General features: G+C 70.2%; 13 protein-coding genes. 1 reads left to right on the top strand and 12 read right to left on the bottom strand.

Annotation, left to right across the window (positions count from 1 at the left end; all coding sequences use genetic code 11):
- The first annotated feature begins 96 nt into the window (after positions 1-96).
- On the top strand, positions 97-1815 hold the full coding sequence (locus G6N56_RS26645) for a DEAD/DEAH box helicase (RefSeq protein ID WP_180150430.1): 1719 nt from the start codon (positions 97-99) through the stop codon (positions 1813-1815).
- Between the two features lie 27 nt (positions 1816-1842).
- Here G6N56_RS26645 and G6N56_RS26640 read toward each other — a convergent pair whose 3' ends face one another.
- The 12 genes from G6N56_RS26640 to G6N56_RS26585 form a co-directional block, all read right to left on the bottom strand.
- The gene (locus G6N56_RS26640; protein ID WP_085256224.1) at positions 1843-4308 is read right to left on the bottom strand and encodes a [protein-PII] uridylyltransferase; all 2466 of its coding nucleotides are present in this window, start codon (positions 4306-4308) and stop codon (positions 1843-1845) included.
- 45 nt (positions 4309-4353) lie between these two features.
- Positions 4354-4692 (bottom strand): nitrogen regulatory protein P-II, encoded by a 339-nt coding sequence (gene glnB / locus G6N56_RS26635; RefSeq protein ID WP_085256223.1) that lies wholly within the window; start codon positions 4690-4692, stop codon positions 4354-4356.
- On the bottom strand, positions 4689-6077 hold the full coding sequence (locus G6N56_RS26630) for an ammonium transporter (RefSeq protein ID WP_085256222.1): 1389 nt from the start codon (positions 6075-6077) through the stop codon (positions 4689-4691). Before G6N56_RS26630 ends, glnB begins: the two co-directional genes overlap by 4 nt.
- A gap of 187 nt (positions 6078-6264) precedes the next feature.
- Entirely contained in the window at positions 6265-7563 is a 1299-nt protein-coding gene (gene ftsY / locus G6N56_RS26625; RefSeq protein WP_085256221.1) for a signal recognition particle-docking protein FtsY, read from the bottom strand.
- A 62-nt stretch (positions 7564-7625) separates the two neighbouring features.
- Positions 7626-11237 (bottom strand): chromosome segregation protein SMC, encoded by a 3612-nt coding sequence (smc, locus tag G6N56_RS26620; RefSeq protein ID WP_085256220.1) that lies wholly within the window; start codon positions 11235-11237, stop codon positions 7626-7628.
- Positions 11238-11447: 210 nt separating this feature from the next.
- Complete coding sequence (locus tag G6N56_RS26615; RefSeq protein WP_085256219.1) at positions 11448-11741, bottom strand: acylphosphatase; 294 nt, start codon at positions 11739-11741, stop codon at positions 11448-11450.
- Positions 11728-12141: an OsmC family protein gene (locus G6N56_RS26610; protein WP_085256218.1), complete on the bottom strand. Its 414-nt coding sequence runs from the start codon at positions 12139-12141 to the stop codon at positions 11728-11730. The genes G6N56_RS26615 and G6N56_RS26610 overlap by 14 nt, the downstream gene beginning before the upstream one ends.
- 123 nt (positions 12142-12264) lie before the next feature.
- On the bottom strand, positions 12265-13125 hold the full coding sequence (gene mutM, locus G6N56_RS26605) for a DNA-formamidopyrimidine glycosylase (RefSeq protein ID WP_085256217.1): 861 nt from the start codon (positions 13123-13125) through the stop codon (positions 12265-12267).
- Positions 13126-13273: 148 nt separating this feature from the next.
- Complete coding sequence (rnc, locus tag G6N56_RS26600; protein WP_085256216.1) at positions 13274-13987, bottom strand: ribonuclease III; 714 nt, start codon at positions 13985-13987, stop codon at positions 13274-13276.
- Positions 13984-14583 carry a YceD family protein gene (locus G6N56_RS26595; protein WP_180150428.1) on the bottom strand — a complete coding sequence of 200 codons (600 nt, stop codon included), beginning with the start codon at positions 14581-14583 and terminating at the stop codon, positions 13984-13986. The genes rnc and G6N56_RS26595 overlap by 4 nt, the downstream gene beginning before the upstream one ends.
- Positions 14584-14642: 59 nt before the next feature.
- Complete coding sequence (gene sepIVA, locus G6N56_RS26590) at positions 14643-15380, bottom strand: cell division protein SepIVA (RefSeq protein ID WP_085256214.1); 738 nt, start codon at positions 15378-15380, stop codon at positions 14643-14645.
- Between the two features lie 233 nt (positions 15381-15613).
- A complete protein-coding gene (locus tag G6N56_RS26585) occupies positions 15614-15883 on the bottom strand; it encodes a hypothetical protein (protein WP_142280643.1) in 270 nt (89 codons plus the stop codon).
- Positions 15884-15886 lie beyond the last annotated feature (3 nt).

Raw genomic sequence — 15886 nt, 5'->3', positions numbered from 1 at the left:
CGAGTCGCTGCTGCGACGAAAACCATTGGCGTGCTAGATTTTACCGCCACCACTGAACGGAGCTGGCCACGTCAGAAGCGCAACTACGGGGGGAACTTGTCTGTGCAACCGGCCACCCGCGCGGAGCCCGGGGTGCTGCGCGGCTGGCAGCGCCGGGCGCTGGTGAAGTACCTGGCCGGCCAGCCGCGCGACTTCCTGGCCGTCGCCACCCCCGGTTCCGGGAAGACGACGTTTGCGCTGCGGGTGGCGGGCGAACTGCTCACCCAGCGCGCCGCCGAGCAGATCACCGTCGTGGTTCCGACCGAGCACCTCAAGACCCAATGGGCGCTGGCCGCGCAGCGGCATGGCCTCGCGCTGGATCCCAAGTTCTCCAACACCAACCCGCAGACCTCCTCGGAGTACCACGGGGTGATGGTGACCTACGCCCAGGTGGCCGCTCATCCGACGCTGCACCGGGTGCGCACCGAGCAGCGTAAGACCCTGGTCATCTTCGACGAGATTCACCACGGCGGCGACGCCAAGACGTGGGGGGACGCGATCCGCGAGGCGTTCGGCGACGCCACCCGCCGCCTGGCGCTGACGGGTACACCGTTTCGCAGCGACGACAGCCCGATCCCGTTCGTCAACTACGTCCCCGGCCCCGACGGCGTGCTCCGTTCGGAAGCCGACCACACCTATGGCTACGCCGAGGCCCTGGCCGACGGCGTGGTCCGCCCGGTGGTGTTCCTCGCGTACTCCGGTGAGGCGCGCTGGCGCGACAGCGCCGGCGAGGAACACGCCGCGCGGCTGGGTGAGCCGCTGTCGGCCGAGCAGACCGCGCGGGCGTGGCGGACGGCCCTCGACCCCGCCGGGCAGTGGATGCCCGCGGTGATCGCGGCCGCCGATGAGCGGCTGCGCCAGCTGCGCACCCACATCCCGGACGCCGGGGGAATGATCATCGCCTCCGACCGCACGGCGGCCCGCGCCTACGCGGGCCTGCTGAGAAAGCTGACGGCGGAGGAACCCACGGTGGTGCTCTCCGACGACCCCGGCTCCTCGGCGCGGATCAGCGAGTTCTCCGACGGCACCGGCCGGTGGCTGGTCGCGGTCCGGATGGTCTCGGAGGGCGTCGACGTGCCGCGGCTGTCGGTCGGCATCTACGCCACCAGCGCCTCGACCCCGCTGTTCTTCGCCCAGGCCATCGGCCGGTTCGTCCGGTCACGCCGGCCGGGCGAGACCGCCAGTATCTTCGTGCCGTCGGTGCCGAACCTGCTGCAGCTGGCCAGCGAGATGGAGGCCCAGCGCAACCATGTCCTCGGCGAACCGCACCGCCCGGACGAGGACCCGCTGGACGGCGATCCGGCCACCCGGACACAGACGGAAAAGACCGACCTCGACAACGGTTTCACCGCGCTGGGCGCCGACGCCGAGCTCGACCAGGTGATCTTCGACGGGTCGTCCTTTGGCACGGCGACGCCCGCGGGAAGTGACGAGGAGGCGGATTACCTCGGCCTTCCGGGGCTGCTGGACGCCGAGCAGATGCGGGCCCTGCTGCACCGGCGCCAGGACGAGCAGCTCCAGAAACGGGCCGAGAAGCAGGCGGCCCAGGGATCGCCGCCCCTACCGCCGCCGTCCATGCACGGGCAGCTGCGCGAGCTGCGCCGCGAACTCAACACGCTGGTCTCGATCGCCCACCACCGCACCGGCAAGCCGCACGGCTGGATCCACAACGAGCTGCGTCGCCGGTGCGGGGGCCCGCCGATCGCCGCGGCGACACGGGATCAGCTCAAGGCGCGCATCGACGCGGTGCGGCAGCTCACCGCCGAGCAGGCGTAGCGCTCCGCTTCCCCCGCGTCCCGGTGGTCAATCGCCGACGGGCTCGTCGAGGACCTCGACGGCGGGTCCGCCCAGGACGGCCAGCAGGTGCTTCTCGACGGCAGCGCGGGCGTCCTGTTCCTCCCCGGCCGGCACGGCCACGGAGAAGACGTCGGCCGCCGTCGACCCGAAGGTGTTGACCTTGGCCCACTGGATGTCGGCCTGCGCGCGCTCCAGCGCCTGGGCCAGCAGCGCGAGCAAGCCCAGCCGGTCCATGGCGCGGACTTCGGCGACGAGCTGGCCGGGCGCGGCGGCCTCGAGCCACAGGATGCGGGGCGGGGCCGTCGGCCGGGTGACGGGGACCCCGACCTGTACCTCGCCGGCGCGGTAGGTCGCGGCGCTCACGGCGTCGCTGTCCCTCTTCTCGAGCGCACCCAGGACGTCGACGTCGCCGTTCAGCGCACCGGTGAACTGCTGGCGCAGCAGGCCGGCTTCGGGCGGCGCACCGAACAGGGGCGACGCGACGAACTCGGTGATCGCGACGCCCTCGTGGATGTTGGCCGTCGCCGAGTGAATGCGCAGCGAGTTCAACGCCAGCACCGCGGCGGCCTTCGAGACCAACCCGCGCTGGTCGGGCGCAAGCATCACCACCTGCAGGCGCTCACTACCGCAGGGAGTGATCTGCACGTGCACGCCGTGGTCGGCCGCCAGCGAAAGAAGTTGGGGCGCAGTCGGTTCCGCCTGCGGCAGCGGCTCGCCCGCCATCACGAGCCGGCAACGGCGCACCAGGTCCTCGATCAGCGACGCCTTCCATTCGCTCCAGACTCCCGGGCCGGTCGCCTTCGAATCCGCCTCCGCCAGCGCATGCAGCAGTTCGAGGAGCTGCGGGTCGCCACCCAGCGCCTCGGACACGGCCTCGATGGTCTTGGGGTCGTTCAGGTCGCATCGGGTGGCCGTGACCGGCAACAGCAGGTGATGACGAACCATGCCGGACAGCGTGTCGACATCGGGCGGCGCCAGGCCCAGCCTCTCGCAGATCGGTATCACGAGATCGGCGCCGAGCACGCAGTGGTCCACGCCGCGGCCCTTGCCGATGTCGTGCAGCAGCGCGCCCAGCATGAGCAGGTCCGACCGCGCGACGCGGGTGGTCAAATGCGCTGCGTTGACGGCGGTTTCGACGATGTGACGGTCGACCGTCCACTTGTGCGAGACGTCGCGCGGCGGCAGGTCGCGGACGGCGCCCCACTCCGGCAGCAGCCGGCCCCACAGCCCGGTGCGGTCGAGCGCCTCGATGGTCGCGACGGTCGTCGGCCCGGCGGACAGGACGACCAGCAGGTCGTCCAGCGACTCGCGCGGCCACGGCGTGGGCATGGCGGGGGCGCTGGCGGCCAGCCGGGCCAGCGTGCCGGCGCCGATCGGCACGCCGGTGTCGGCCGACGCCGCGGCCACCCGCAGCACCAGCCCGGCGTCCCGGTCCGGGTGGGCGTCGCGGGCGAGCACGATTTCGCCGGCGTACTCGACGACGCCCTCGTCCAGCGGGCGGCGCCTGGGCCGCCGCACCAGCGCCGTGATACCGCGGCGCGGCAGGGCATTCTCGGCCGTGCGCAGCCCGGTTTCGGCGTGGTATGCGATGGTGCGGCTGGCACCGGAAAGCTTGCGCGACAAGTCAAATCGGTCCCCGATGTGCAACGCCGCGCTGATCTCGTCGGCGAATTGGGCCAGCAGCTGGTCCCGTCCGCGCCCGGAGACCCGGTGCAGTTCGGTGCGCACGTCGAGCAGGGTGAGGTACGCGGCGTCCAGCGAGCCCCCGGGCATGTTCGGGTTGGCCATGCCGTGGCGGTCGATCAGCTGGGCGACACCCAGCGCGTCCAGCAGCTGGACGTCGCGCAGGCCACCGCGTCCGGATTTCAGGTCCGGTTCGGCACGTTGCGCGATGCGGCCGCACCGTTGCCAGCGGGCGTTGGTCATCTCGACCAGCTCGTCCATGCGGGAGCGAATCGCGCTGCGCCACTGGCGTCGTGCGCCGGCGATCAATTCTTCCGACAGCGTGGCGTTACCGGCGATGTGGCGGGCGTCCAACATGCCCAGTGCGGCGATCATGTCGTTGTTGGCAACGCCGAGCGCCCCGGAGACGGTGCGAACGCTGTGGTCCAGGCGAACGTTGGCGTCCCACAGCGGATACCACAGGCCGTCCGCCACCCGCTGCAAAACTTCGGCGGATTGGTTGTCGTGCAACAACATCAGGTCCAGGTCGGAATACGGCAACAGCTCGCGGCGGCCCAGGCCACCGATCCCGACGATGGCGAAACCGCTGTCCGCGGTGATTCCGAGATCCGACGCCTTCGCGGCGAGCCATGACTCGTGCAGTTCCAGCCACGCCTGGCGCAGTGCCGCCGCGTCGAGTCCGACACCCTCAGACAGCAGTTGGCGCCGCGAGGCAGCCAGATCGGCTGCCCCGCAGGCGCTTCCTGTCCCCGATATGTTCCCGGACGGTTCCGGCCGGTCGGGCGTCATGCCCTTCCGGTCCGCCCGGGTTGGATCAGCAATCGGCGGCTGGCGTCATAACGCATCGGTTCCGCGCTCACCGGTGCGCACGCGCACGATGGTTTCGACGGGGCTCACCCAGACCTTGCCGTCACCGATCTTGCCGGTGCGCGCCGCCCGGACGATGCTGTCCACCACCTTGTCGACGATGGAGTCGTCGACGACCACCTCGATGCGCACCTTCGGCACAAAGTCGACCGAGTACTCGGCGCCACGGTAGACCTCGGTGTGGCCCTTCTGCCGTCCGTAACCCTGGATCTCGCTGACCGTCATCCCGAGAACGCCCGCGTCCTCCAGGCTGGTCTTGACGTCATCAAGGGTGAACGGCTTCACGATCGCGGTGACTAGCTTCATGACTGCTCTGCCTCCACTTTGTCGCCCGCCCGGTCTTCGAGACCGTTACGGTCATCCACGGGAATCCGCGCCGCCGGAAGAACCGACCCCTGCCCGCCGATGGTTCCAAAATCGTAACCGCTCTCCGCGTGCTCGATCTCGTCGATGCCCGTGGCCTCTTCCTCGGCGCTGACACGCAGCCCAATGGTGTACTTCAGGATCAACGCCAGGATCAGCGTAACGATGCCGGAGTAGAAGAGGACGGCGAACGCGCCGACCGCCTGTCGTTCCAGCTGCGACCAGCCGCCGCCGTAGAACAATCCCTTCGACACACCGGTGACACCGTTGATGGCCGGGCTCTCCGGGGCGGCGAGCAGGCCCACCAGCAGCGTGCCGGTCAGACCGCCGATCATGTGCACCCCGACCACGTCGAGCGAATCGTCGTAGCCGAGCTTGAACTTCAGCCCCACCGCCAGCGCGCACACCACACCGGCGATCGCGCCGATCGCCAGGGCGCCCAACACGTTGACCGACGAGCAGGACGGCGTGATGGCGACCAGCCCGGCGACGATGCCTGACGCCGCGCCCAGGGTCGTGGGCTTGCCGTCGCGGATGCGCTCGGTCAGCAACCAGGCGAGCATGGCCGTCGCGGTCGCGATGGTGGTGGTCATGAACGTGCTTCCGGCGGAGCCGTTGGAGCTGGTAGCCGAACCGGCGTTGAACCCGAACCAACCGAACCACAGCAGGCCGGCGCCGAGCATCACGAAGGGCAAGTTGTGCGGCCGGAACAGCGTGGTCGGCCAACCCTTGCGCTTGCCCAGCACGATCGCGAGCGCCAGGCCGGCGACACCGGAGTTGATATGGACCGCGGTTCCTCCCGCGAAGTCGATCGCGTGCAGCTTGTTGTTGATCCAGCCGCCCTTCTCGGAGGCGAAACCGTCGGCCGCGAAGACCCAGTGCGCGACGGGGAAGTAGACCAGCGTCGCCCACAGTCCGGCGAACACCAGCCAGGCGGTGAACTTCAGCCGGTCGGCCACGGCGCCCGAGATCAGCGCGACGGTGATGATGGCGAACATCAACTGGAAGGCCACGAACACCGTGGCGGGCATGGTGCCGGCCAGCGGGATGTCGGTGGCCGAGATGCCCTTGGTGGGATCGGCCTTGACGGCGTTGCCGCCAATCAGGCCTTTCAGGCCCCAGTAATCGCCCGGGTTACCTACGACTCCACCTTTGTCGTTGCCGAATGACATCGAATAGCCGTAGAGCACCCACAGCACGGTGACCACGCCCATCGCGCTGATGCTCATCATGATCATGTTGAGCACGCTTCTGGTGCGGACCATGCCGCCGTAGAAGAACGCCAGCCCCGGCGTCATCAACAGCACCAAGGCGGAACTAGCCAACATCCATGCGGTATCGCCGGTATCAGGTTGGCCCAATTGCGGGAAACTCACTCGCTTTCACCTCCGGTCGGCCCTGTATTGGCCGTCAGACGTATGCCTGATGACCTGCCGAGAACACTGCGCAATGGTTGTTTCTGCAATGAAGCAACCATGTTTCGTGAGGATTAACGTCGCGGTCCCCGTGTAAGGGTCAGCCAAGCAGAGCGTCGACGAATGCGGCCGGCTCGAACGGCGCCAGATCGTCGGGGCCTTCGCCGAGCCCGACCAGCTTCACCGGCACGCCGAGTTCCTGTTGAACCCGGAACACGATGCCGCCCTTGGCAGTTCCGTCGAGCTTGGTCAACACCGCACCGGTGATGTCGACAACCTCGGCGAACACCCGCGCCTGAGCCAGCCCGTTCTGCCCGATCGTGGCGTCGAGCACCAGCAACACCTCGTCGACCTGGGCCCGCTTGCTCACCACGCGCTTGACCTTGCCGAGTTCGTCCATCAGCCCGACCTTGGTGTGGAGCCGCCCGGCGGTGTCGATGAGGACGACGTCGGCGCCCGTGGCGATGCCCTTGTCGACGGAGTCGAACGCCACCGACGCCGGGTCGGCGCCCTCGGGCGCGCGCACCACCTCGGCCCCGACCCGCGACGCCCAGGTCTGCAGCTGGTCGGCCGCCGCGGCCCGGAAGGTGTCGGCCGCACCGAGGACCACGCGCCGGCCGTCGGCGACGAGCACCCGGGCCAGCTTGCCGACGGTGGTGGTCTTGCCGGTGCCGTTGACCCCGACTACCAGCAGCACCGACGGGCGGTCCGCGTGCGGCAGGGCGCGGATCGAGCGGTCCATGCCGGGCTGCAGCTCCTTGATCAGCACGTCGCGCAGCGCGGCCTTGGCGTCGGCTTCGGTGCGGACGTCGGTGCTGGCCAGGCGGCTGCGCAGTTGCGACATGATCGACTCGGTGACCACCGGGCCCAGGTCGGCGACGAGCAGGGTGTCCTCGACGTCCTGCCACGAGTCTTCGTCGAGGTCGCCGCCGCCGATCAGGCCGAGAAGACTCCGCCCGAACGCATTCTGCGACTTGGCCAGGCGGCCGCGGAGCCGTTCCAGGCGTCCTTCGGTGGGCTCGATGGCCTCGATCTCGGGCGCGGCGGGCGCCTCGGGCTGGGCTTCGGGCGCCGGCGGCGCCTTGGGCGGGGCTAAAGGCGCCGGCTCCGGCAGCTCGACGTCGGAGATCGTGCGGCGCGGCGCGTCCCGGGGCACGGTGGCGTCGTCGCCCACCGACGGCAGCCCGGTGGTGTCGATCCGGTCGGCCGGCTGGACGGTCTGGCTGAACGTGATGCCCGACGACGCGGTGTAGCCCTTGGGGCGGTCCAGGATGCCGGGCTCCGGCCGCGAGGCCAGGCTGATTCGCCGCCGGCGGTACCGCACCAGGCCGAGGACCAGCACGGCGATGACGACCAGGACGGCTACGACCGCGACGGCGATCCAAAGACCTTGTGACACGCTGACATTGTTTCAGGGACACGGTGCGCGCCGGTCGGCGCGGGGTCCCCGGCGGCGACCCGCTAGTGCGAGACGAGCTGCTCCACCTGCTGGCCGCGCATCCGCTGCGAGATGACCGCGGTGATGCCATCGCCCTGCATGGTCACGCCGTACAGCGCGTCGGCGACCTCCATGGTCGGCTTCTGGTGCGTGATGATCAGGAGCTGCGAGCGCGCGCGCAGCAGCTCGAACAGGCTGATCAGGCGGCGCAGGTTGGTATCGTCGAGCGCCGCCTCGACCTCGTCCATGATGTAGAAGGGCGACGGGCGCGCCCGGAAGATCGCCACCAGCATGGCGACCGCCGTCAGCGCCTTCTCGCCGCCGGACAGCAAGGACAGCCGGGTGACCTTCTTGCCCGGCGGCCGGGCCTCGACTTCGATGCCGGTGGTGAGCATGTCGTCCGGATTGGTCAGCCGCAACCGGCCTTCACCACCGGGGAACAGCACGGTGAAGACCTCCCGGAATTCGCGCTCCACGTCGACGAAGGCGTCGCTGAACACCTGCAGGATGCGGGCGTCGACGTCGGCGACGACGTCGAGCAGGTCCTTGCGCGCGGCCTTGACGTCCTCGAGCTGGGTCGACAGGAAGTTGTAGCGCTCCTCCAGCGCGGCGAACTCCTCGAGGGCCAGAGGGTTGACCCTGCCGAGTTCGGCCAGGTCACGCTCGGCCCGTTTGGCCCGCCGCTCCTGGGTGGGTCGGTCGTACGGCATGGGGGCCGGCGCCACCACCTGCTCGCCGCGCTCCCGTGCCTGCTCGAACTCGGCCATCTCCAGCTCGGTCGGCGGGAGGCCCACGTGGGGGCCGTACTCGGCGATCAGGTCGGCCGGCGCCATCCCGAACTGCTCGAGCACCATCTGTTCGAGCTGCTCGATCCGCATCGCCGCCTGGGCGTTGGCGACCTCGTCGCGGTGCAGCGAGTCGGTCAGCGTGGCGACCCGGGTGCTCAGCACGTTCACCTCGTCGCGCACCGCCGCCATCGCCGCCGACCGCTCCTGGCGCTCGGCGACCAGCGCGTCACGGATGTGCGACGCCGCGGCGACCACCCCGTCCAGACGCCGCGCCAGCAGCCGCCCGGCGTCGGCCACCGCCGCGGCCACCGCGGCCGCGCGCAGCCGCGCCTCGCGCGCCTGCTGGGCCCGCAACCTCGCTTCGCGTTCGGCGGCGGCCGCTCGGCGCAACGAGTCGGCCCTCCCCCGCACCGCGTTGGCCCGTTCCTCCGCGGTCCGCACCGCCAACCGTGCCTCCACCTCGACGCCGCGGGCGGTCTCGGCGGCGGCGGCGATCCGCTGGCGGACCTCCGCATGGCTGGGGTCTTCCGCATGTACCTGCTGGGTTTCCTGCGCGTTGCGCAGCCGGGTCTCGAGTTGCGTGACTTCGTCGACGGTCTGGGCCCGCCCCGCCTCCAGCTCCTCGCGCTGGCGCAGCAACCTGTTCCACTCGTCGTCGGCCGCCCGGGCCTCCTGGCCGAGCCGGCCGAGCTGCTCGTACATCGCCGAGATGGCGGTGTCGGATTCGTTGAGCGCGGCGAGCGCCTGCTCGGCGGAATCCTGACGGGCGGTCTGCTCGGTCAGCGCGCCCGAGAGCGCCGCCGTCAGCTGCTCGACCTGCGCCTCCGCCGCGGCCAGCTCGGCGCCGGCCTTGTCGATCTCCGAAGTGACCTCCAGCGTGGAGAGCTTGCGGTCCGAACCGCCGCTCACCCAGCCCGCGCCCACCAGGTCACCGTCGATGGTGACGGCCCGCAGCTCGGGCCGCGAGGCGACCAGGTCCAGCGCCGCGCGCAGGTCGTCGACCACCGCGACGCCCGACAGCATGGCCGTCATGGCGCCGCGCAGCCGGGCCGGCGCGTCGATGAGGTCGAGCGCCCACGACGCGCCGGCGGGCGGGTCGTCGTGCGATCCCTGCTGTGCGGCCGGCCAGTCGCCGAGCACCAGCGCCGCGCGGCCGCCGTCGGCCTCCTTGAGCGCGGCCACCGCGGAGTGCGCCGCGCCGAAGCTCTCGGCGGCCAGCGCGTCGGCGGCCGACCCCAGCACGGCGGCCAGGGCCGCCTCGTAGCCGTTGCGAACCTTCACCAACTTCGCGATAGGCCCCAAAAGGCCGGGGCCGGAATGGTTTTGGGCCAGCCACGCGGCGCCGTCCTTGCGCTCCAGGCCCACCGCCAGGGCGTCGATGCGCGCGCGCAGCGACGCCACCTGGCGCTCGGCGTCCCGCTCGGCCGACTGCAGTTCGGCGACGCGCGCGTCGGCCAGCCGCAGCGCCGCCACGGTCCGCTCGTGGTGCTCGTCGAGGCCCACCTCGCCCTGGTCGAGTTCCCCGACGCGGCTCTGCACGGTTTCGAACTCCGCCCGGGTGTGCTGCGCGCGGGTGGCCGCCTGTTCGATGCGTTCGGAGAGGCGCGCGACGCTGTCGTCGATCGATTCGACGCGCGCCCGCATGGTCTCCACCTGGCCGGCCAGCCGGGCCAGGCCCTCACGCCGGTCCGCCTCGGCCCGGACGGCCGCCAGGTGGGCGCGGTCGGCCTCGGCGGCCTCGCGCTCGCGCTCGGCCAGCTCGGCGCGGGCGGCGTCCAGCCGGCCGCGCGCCTCGGCGAGTTCCGCCAGCAGCCGCTGCTCGGCGGCCTGCACCCGCTCGGCCTCGGCGTCCAGCTCCTCGGGCTTTCTGCGGTCGGTGTCACCGGCGGCCACGGGCTCGACGTCGAGATGCTGCGCCCGTTCGCTCGCGATGCGCACGGTGGCACCGACGCGCTCGGCCAGCGCGGAGAGCGAGAACCAGGTGTTCTGGACCGACTCGGCGCGGACCGACAGCTCGGCCAGGGCGGCCTCGTGCGTGGTCAGCTCGTCGGACGCGACGGCCAGGCGGGTGGCGGCCTCGTCGTGCTCGCGGCGCATGGTTGCCTCCGCCTCGAGGATGGCGTCGCGCTGCGTCTGGCGGTTAACCAGGTCGTCGGCGGCCAGCCGCAACCGCGCGTCGCGCAGGTCGGCCTGGATGGTCTGAGCGCGACGGGCCACCTCGGCCTGGCGGCCCAGCGGCTTGAGCTGACGGCGCAGCTCGGTCGTCAGGTCGGTGAGCCGGGCAAGGTTGGCCGACATCGCGTCGAGTTTGCGGAGGGCCTTCTCCTTGCGCTTGCGGTGCTTGAGCACGCCGGCGGCTTCCTCGATGAACGCGCGACGATCCTCGGGCCGCGACTGCAGGATCTCGTCGAGCTTGCCCTGCCCGACGATGACGTGCATCTCGCGGCCGATGCCCGAGTCGCTCAGCAGCTCCTGCACATCCATCAGGCGGCAACTGCTGCCGTTGATTTCGTACTCGCTGGCGCCGTCGCGGAACATCCGGCGGGTGATCGACACCTCGGAGTACTCGATCGGCAGCGCGTTGTCGGAGTTGTCGATGGTGACGGTGACCTCGGCTCGGCCCAGCGGGGCCCGCGAGGAGGTGCCGGCGAAGATGACGTCTTCCATCTTCCCGCCGCGCAGCGTCTTCGCCCCCTGCTCCCCCATGACCCAGGCCAGGGCGTCGACGACGTTGGATTTTCCCGAACCGTTAGGCCCGACGACCGCGGTGATGCCCGGTTCGAAGCGCAGAGTCGTCGGCGATGCGAAGGACTTGAAGCCCTTCAGCGTCAGACTCTTGAGGTACACGGCGTGCCAGACTACCGCTCGAATCGCCGCGTCCAGGCTCCCCGCGGGGTGTCGAAGGGCCCTGAAAATCCCTGGCCGACGCACAGGCCACAGTGGTCACACCAGTCACTGGCGAGAGGGTCAGCTCGTTGGGAAACGCGACAGCGCCGGCGATATCGCGTTTGCCCTCGCACCGTGGGTCGCCCCATGGTGCCCAAGTGATCGCTGTGCCTACCGCTCGACGAAGCCGTCGAACCGCTCCCGCGGCTCGGACCAGTCGGCGATCACCTCGTCGACCTGACCCGGCCTGGGGGGCCACGCATCGCCGCCCCGCAGCGCCTCGAGCAGTTTCTCGCAACCCGCGCGCGGCCCCTGGGCGACCACCAGCACGCGGCCGTCAGCCTGGTTGGCCGCATACCCGGTGAGTCCCTGCTCGAGCGCCCGGGAGCGGGTCCACCAGCGGAAACCGACGCCCTGGACCCTGCCGTGCACCCAGGCGGTGAGCCGGACGTCAGGATCCGACATCGGCGACCTCGAAGTTCACGCGGGTGCCCGACTTGAGCGTGCGACCCACCGTGCACACCTGGTCGATCGCGCGGTCGACAACCAGCAAGAGGCGTTGCTTTTCGTCGTCGGACAACCCGGACAGGTCCAGCTCCAGGGATTCCTCGAGCAGCGGATACCGTTCCTGCTCACGGTCGGCGGCGCCGGAGACCCTGACGACCGCTTTGTAGTCGTCGCCGAGGCGGCGGGACAGGGGCGCGTCGCTGGACAGCCCGCTGCACGCCGCGAGCGCGATCTTCAGCAATTCGCCCGGGGTGAACACGCCCTCGACATCCTCGGAGCCGACGAGCACCTGCGCACCGCGCGAGCTGTATCCGGTGTACCGGCGAGTTCCGGTGCGTTCCACCCACAGTTCGGTCATGGCTCATTTCTACCGGGCCGAGTTCGCCATCCAGATCGACGGGAGCGCGGAAAAGTTCGAGAGCGGAGAACGCCACCGCCGATTTCGACACGCGACGACGGGGATTCGCAGCCGCAAGAGCACTCAAACGCGCGGACGGGGTTGGCATTTCGGGCAGTAGAACGACGAGCGATTCATGAACTTCTCCCGCCGCATGACGGCGCCGCAGCGCCGGCAGCTCTGCCCCGCACGGCCGTAAGCATCCAGGGACCGGTCGAAGTAGCCCGATTCCCCGTTGACGTTGATATAGAGCGAGTCGAACGACGTCCCGCCCTGCGCGAGCGCGTCGCGCATCACGTCGGCGGCGGCGTCCAGAATCGCGCCCAGCTTGCGGCGGCTCAACTCCGCGGCAATCCGGGCGCCGTGGACCTTGGCCCGCCACAACGCCTCGTCCGCGTAGATGTTGCCGATGCCCGAGACCACGGTCTGATCGAGGAGCTGTCGCTTGATCTCAGAATGCTTGCGCCGCAACACATTCACCACTGCCTCGCGGTCGAAGAGCGGGTCCAGCGGGTCGCGAGCGAGGTGCGCGACGGGGGTCGGGACCACGCTGCCGTCGACACTCACGAGGTCGGCAAGCATCCACCCGCCGAAGGTGCGTTGGTCGGCGAAGCTCAGCACGGTCCCATCGTCGAGCAGCGCGGAGATACGCACGTGGTCGGCGCGCGGTACCTGCCCAAGCAGCATCTGCCCGCTCATGCCGAGGTGTACGACGAGCGCCGTGTCCGGCTGGTCGGGACCGTCGAGCAGCAGCCACAGGTACTTGCCGCGCCGGCCGGTGCCGGCGATCCGGGCGTCGAGCAGCCGGGCGGTCAGGTCGGCGGGCCCGGCCTCGTGCCGGCGCACCGCGCGGGGATGGTGCACCCGGACGGCGGTGATTGTCCTGCCCACCACTCGGGCCTGTAAGCCGCGGCGGACCACCTCGACTTCGGGCAGTTCGGGCATTCAGTGATGATCGCAAGCGCGGCGAAGCCGGGCGAAGCGGGTCATCACCATGAATGATCGCAAGCGCGGCGAAGCCGGGCGAAGCGGGTCATCACCATGAATGATCGCAAGCGCGGCGAAGCCGGGCGAAGCGGGTCATCACCATGATTCAGACGGAGGTTTTCCCGGCCGGGTCCAGCTCTTCCAGCGCCTTCCAGGTGGCGGCGGCGGCCTTCTGCTCCGCCTCCTTCTTGGAGCGGCCGACGCCCGACCCGTATTCGGTGTCCATCACGACGACGACCGCGGTGAACTCCTTGTCGTGGTCGGGGCCGGTCGAGGTCACCACGTACGACGGCGCCCCCATGCCGCGCGCGGCGGTGAGCTCCTGCAGGCTCGTCTTCCAGTCCAGCCCGGCGCCCAGGGTCGGCGCGGCGTCGAGCAGCGCGCCGAACAACCGCAGGATCACCTCGCGGGCGGTCTCGATGCCGTGCTCGATGTAGATGGCGCCCAGCAGCGATTCCATGCCGTCGGCCAGGATGCTCGACTTGTCGGCGCCTCCGGTGTTGGCCTCGCCGCGCCCCAGGAACAGGTGCGCCCCGAGGCCCCCGTCAGAGAGGTTGCGCGCGACGTCGGCCAGCGCCTGGGTGTTGACCACGCTGGCGCGCAGCTTGGCGAGGTCGCCTTCCGATCGATCGGGGTGACGGTGGTAGAGCTCGTCGGTGATGGTCAGGCCCAGAACGGCGTCGCCGAGGAACTCCAGGCGCTCGTTGGTCGGCAGGCCGCCATTCTCGTAGGCGTAGCTGCGATGCGTCAGGGCCAGCGTGAGCAGCTCCTCGGGCAGCGCGACCCCGAGCGCGTCCAGCAGCACCTGGCGCGACGTCAACGCTTGCCTCCCGAGGTGTCCGAGTCCGGGGCGAACATCCCGGCGAGCTTGGACCAGCGGGGATCGATGCGGTCGTGCTGATGATCCGGCTCGGCAGCGAGGGAGACCCCGCAGTCGGGGCACAAACCCGGACAGTCCGGGTTGCACACCGGCGCGAACGGGAGCTCGAGCCCGACGGCGTCGACGATGGGCTGCTCGAGGTCGATGGTGTCGTCGACGACGCGGCCGACCTCGTCCTCTTCGGTGGTCGCCTCGGTCGTGCTGTCGGGGTAGGCGAACAGTTCGGTCAGCGCGACCTCGATGCGCCCATTGACCGGCGTCAGGCATCGCGCGCACTCGCCGACGGTGGGCGCGCCCACCGTTCCGGTGACGAGCACACCCTCGGACACCGACTGGATCTGCAGGTCCATGTCCAGCGGGCCGCCCTGCTCGATCGCGATCATGTCCAGTCCGATGCGCGACGGGGCGGGGACCGTCTGGCGCAGGGTGACCATCGCGCCGGGGCGACGTCCGAGCCTGGTGATATCGACGGTCATCGGCGTGGCCGGCCGTGGTGCTGCGTTGCGGGCCCACGATGTGCTGTGCTGCCGCGTCATACCAGAAATCCTACGGCTCGGGCCGCACAACGCCAGGGTCGAACTGGCGTCTTGGGGGGCTAGCGCGTCGCGTAGTCGTGGGTGCCGGCCGCCGTGCGGAGCTGGTGGCGGCCACGCCCCACCGAGCGCAGGGTGCCGTTGAGGAACTCCTCGAACTCGGCGAGCTTGTTGTCGACGTAGATGTCGCATTCGCCCCGCAGGCGGTCCGCCTCGGCGTGAGCGGTGTCGATGAGCCGGGTGGCTTCCGCGTTGGCCGCCTGCACCACCTCGTTCTGGGACACCAGGCGCTGCTGTTCCTTGATGCCCTCCTGGACGGCCTTCTCGTAGGAGATGTTGCCGTTCTCGATCAGCCGGTCGGCTTCGGACTGGGCACGGCTGACGCTGGCCTCGTACTCGCGCTTGGCCGCGGTGGCGATGCGGATCGCCTCCTCGCGCGCCTCGCCAACCATCCGCTCGCTGTGCTGGCGCGCCTCGCTCACCATGCGGTCCGCCTGGGCCTTCGCGTCGGACAGGATCCGGTCGGCCTCCGCGCGAGCGTGGTTGAGCATGGATTCCGACTCGGTGGTCGCCGAGGACACCATGGAGTCGGCGTGCGACTTGGCGTCATGCAGCATCGAGTCCCGCGCGTCGAGCACGTCCTGGGCGTCATCGAGCTCGCCGGGGATCGCGTCCTTGATGTCGTCGATCAGTTCCAGGACGTCACCGCGCGGCACCACGCAGCCGGCCGTCATCGGCACGCCACGGGCTTCTTCGACGATGGCGCTCAACTCGTCCAGCGCTTCAAAGACTCGATACACGGCCAATACCTCCTGGCGTTTGCCAAAATCGCTGTTGTTACCAGTGTGCCTGGTGTTACTTCTGTGGCTGCGGTGGTCGGGTCGGTGTGTCGGGTATTCGTTCGGCGGCCTTCGCGCGCGGCGGGCGCCGCAGGCGAACGTCTCCGGCAAATTCCGTCCGGCCTATCCAGAAGCCCATTCAACACCGCGGTGGCCAACAGCGGCCAGCGAATTGCCTGTTCGGCCGACCGCAGCTACAGCCACCGGCGGGGCGCACCACCCTCGGGATCGTCGCCGGGGGGCTCGGACAGCGACTGCTCGACCACAGACTCGGGCTTGGGCGTGGGAGCCACCCGTCCGCGGTACAGGCCGAGGTACCCCTCCGCGTTGGGGTCCGACTGCGGGCCGGGGCCGCCGGGTGGACGTTTGCGCAGGTAGGTCACGAGCAAGACGCTGCAGCCCACGATCAGGAAGGCAACGAGCGCGATCTTGCCGATCAGCAAGAGGGTCGCAACGGTGAGCACGTC

The sequence above is a fragment of the Mycobacterium saskatchewanense genome (assembly GCF_010729105.1).
Classification (GTDB): Bacteria; Actinomycetota; Actinomycetes; order Mycobacteriales; family Mycobacteriaceae; genus Mycobacterium; species Mycobacterium saskatchewanense.
The sequence above is the reverse complement of the archived record's forward strand: the minus strand, read 5'-3'. Positions and strand labels throughout refer to the sequence as shown.

Excerpts from the sequence above, each read along its gene's own strand:
- G6N56_RS26640 (WP_085256224.1), bottom strand. The coding sequence starts at position 4,308 with ATGACGCCCGACCGGCCGGAACCGTCCGGGAACATATCGGGGACAGGA.
- glnB (WP_085256223.1), bottom strand. The coding sequence starts at position 4,692 with ATGAAGCTAGTCACCGCGATCGTGAAGCCGTTCACCCTTGATGACGTC.
- G6N56_RS26630 (WP_085256222.1), bottom strand. The coding sequence starts at position 6,077 with ATGTTGGCTAGTTCCGCCTTGGTGCTGTTGATGACGCCGGGGCTGGCG.
- G6N56_RS26615 (WP_085256219.1), bottom strand. The coding sequence starts at position 11,741 with ATGTCGGATCCTGACGTCCGGCTCACCGCCTGGGTGCACGGCAGGGTC.
- G6N56_RS26610 (WP_085256218.1), bottom strand. The coding sequence starts at position 12,141 with ATGACCGAACTGTGGGTGGAACGCACCGGAACTCGCCGGTACACCGGA.
- mutM (WP_085256217.1), bottom strand. The coding sequence starts at position 13,125 with ATGCCCGAACTGCCCGAAGTCGAGGTGGTCCGCCGCGGCTTACAGGCC.
- G6N56_RS26595 (WP_180150428.1), bottom strand. The coding sequence starts at position 14,583 with ATGACGCGGCAGCACAGCACATCGTGGGCCCGCAACGCAGCACCACGG.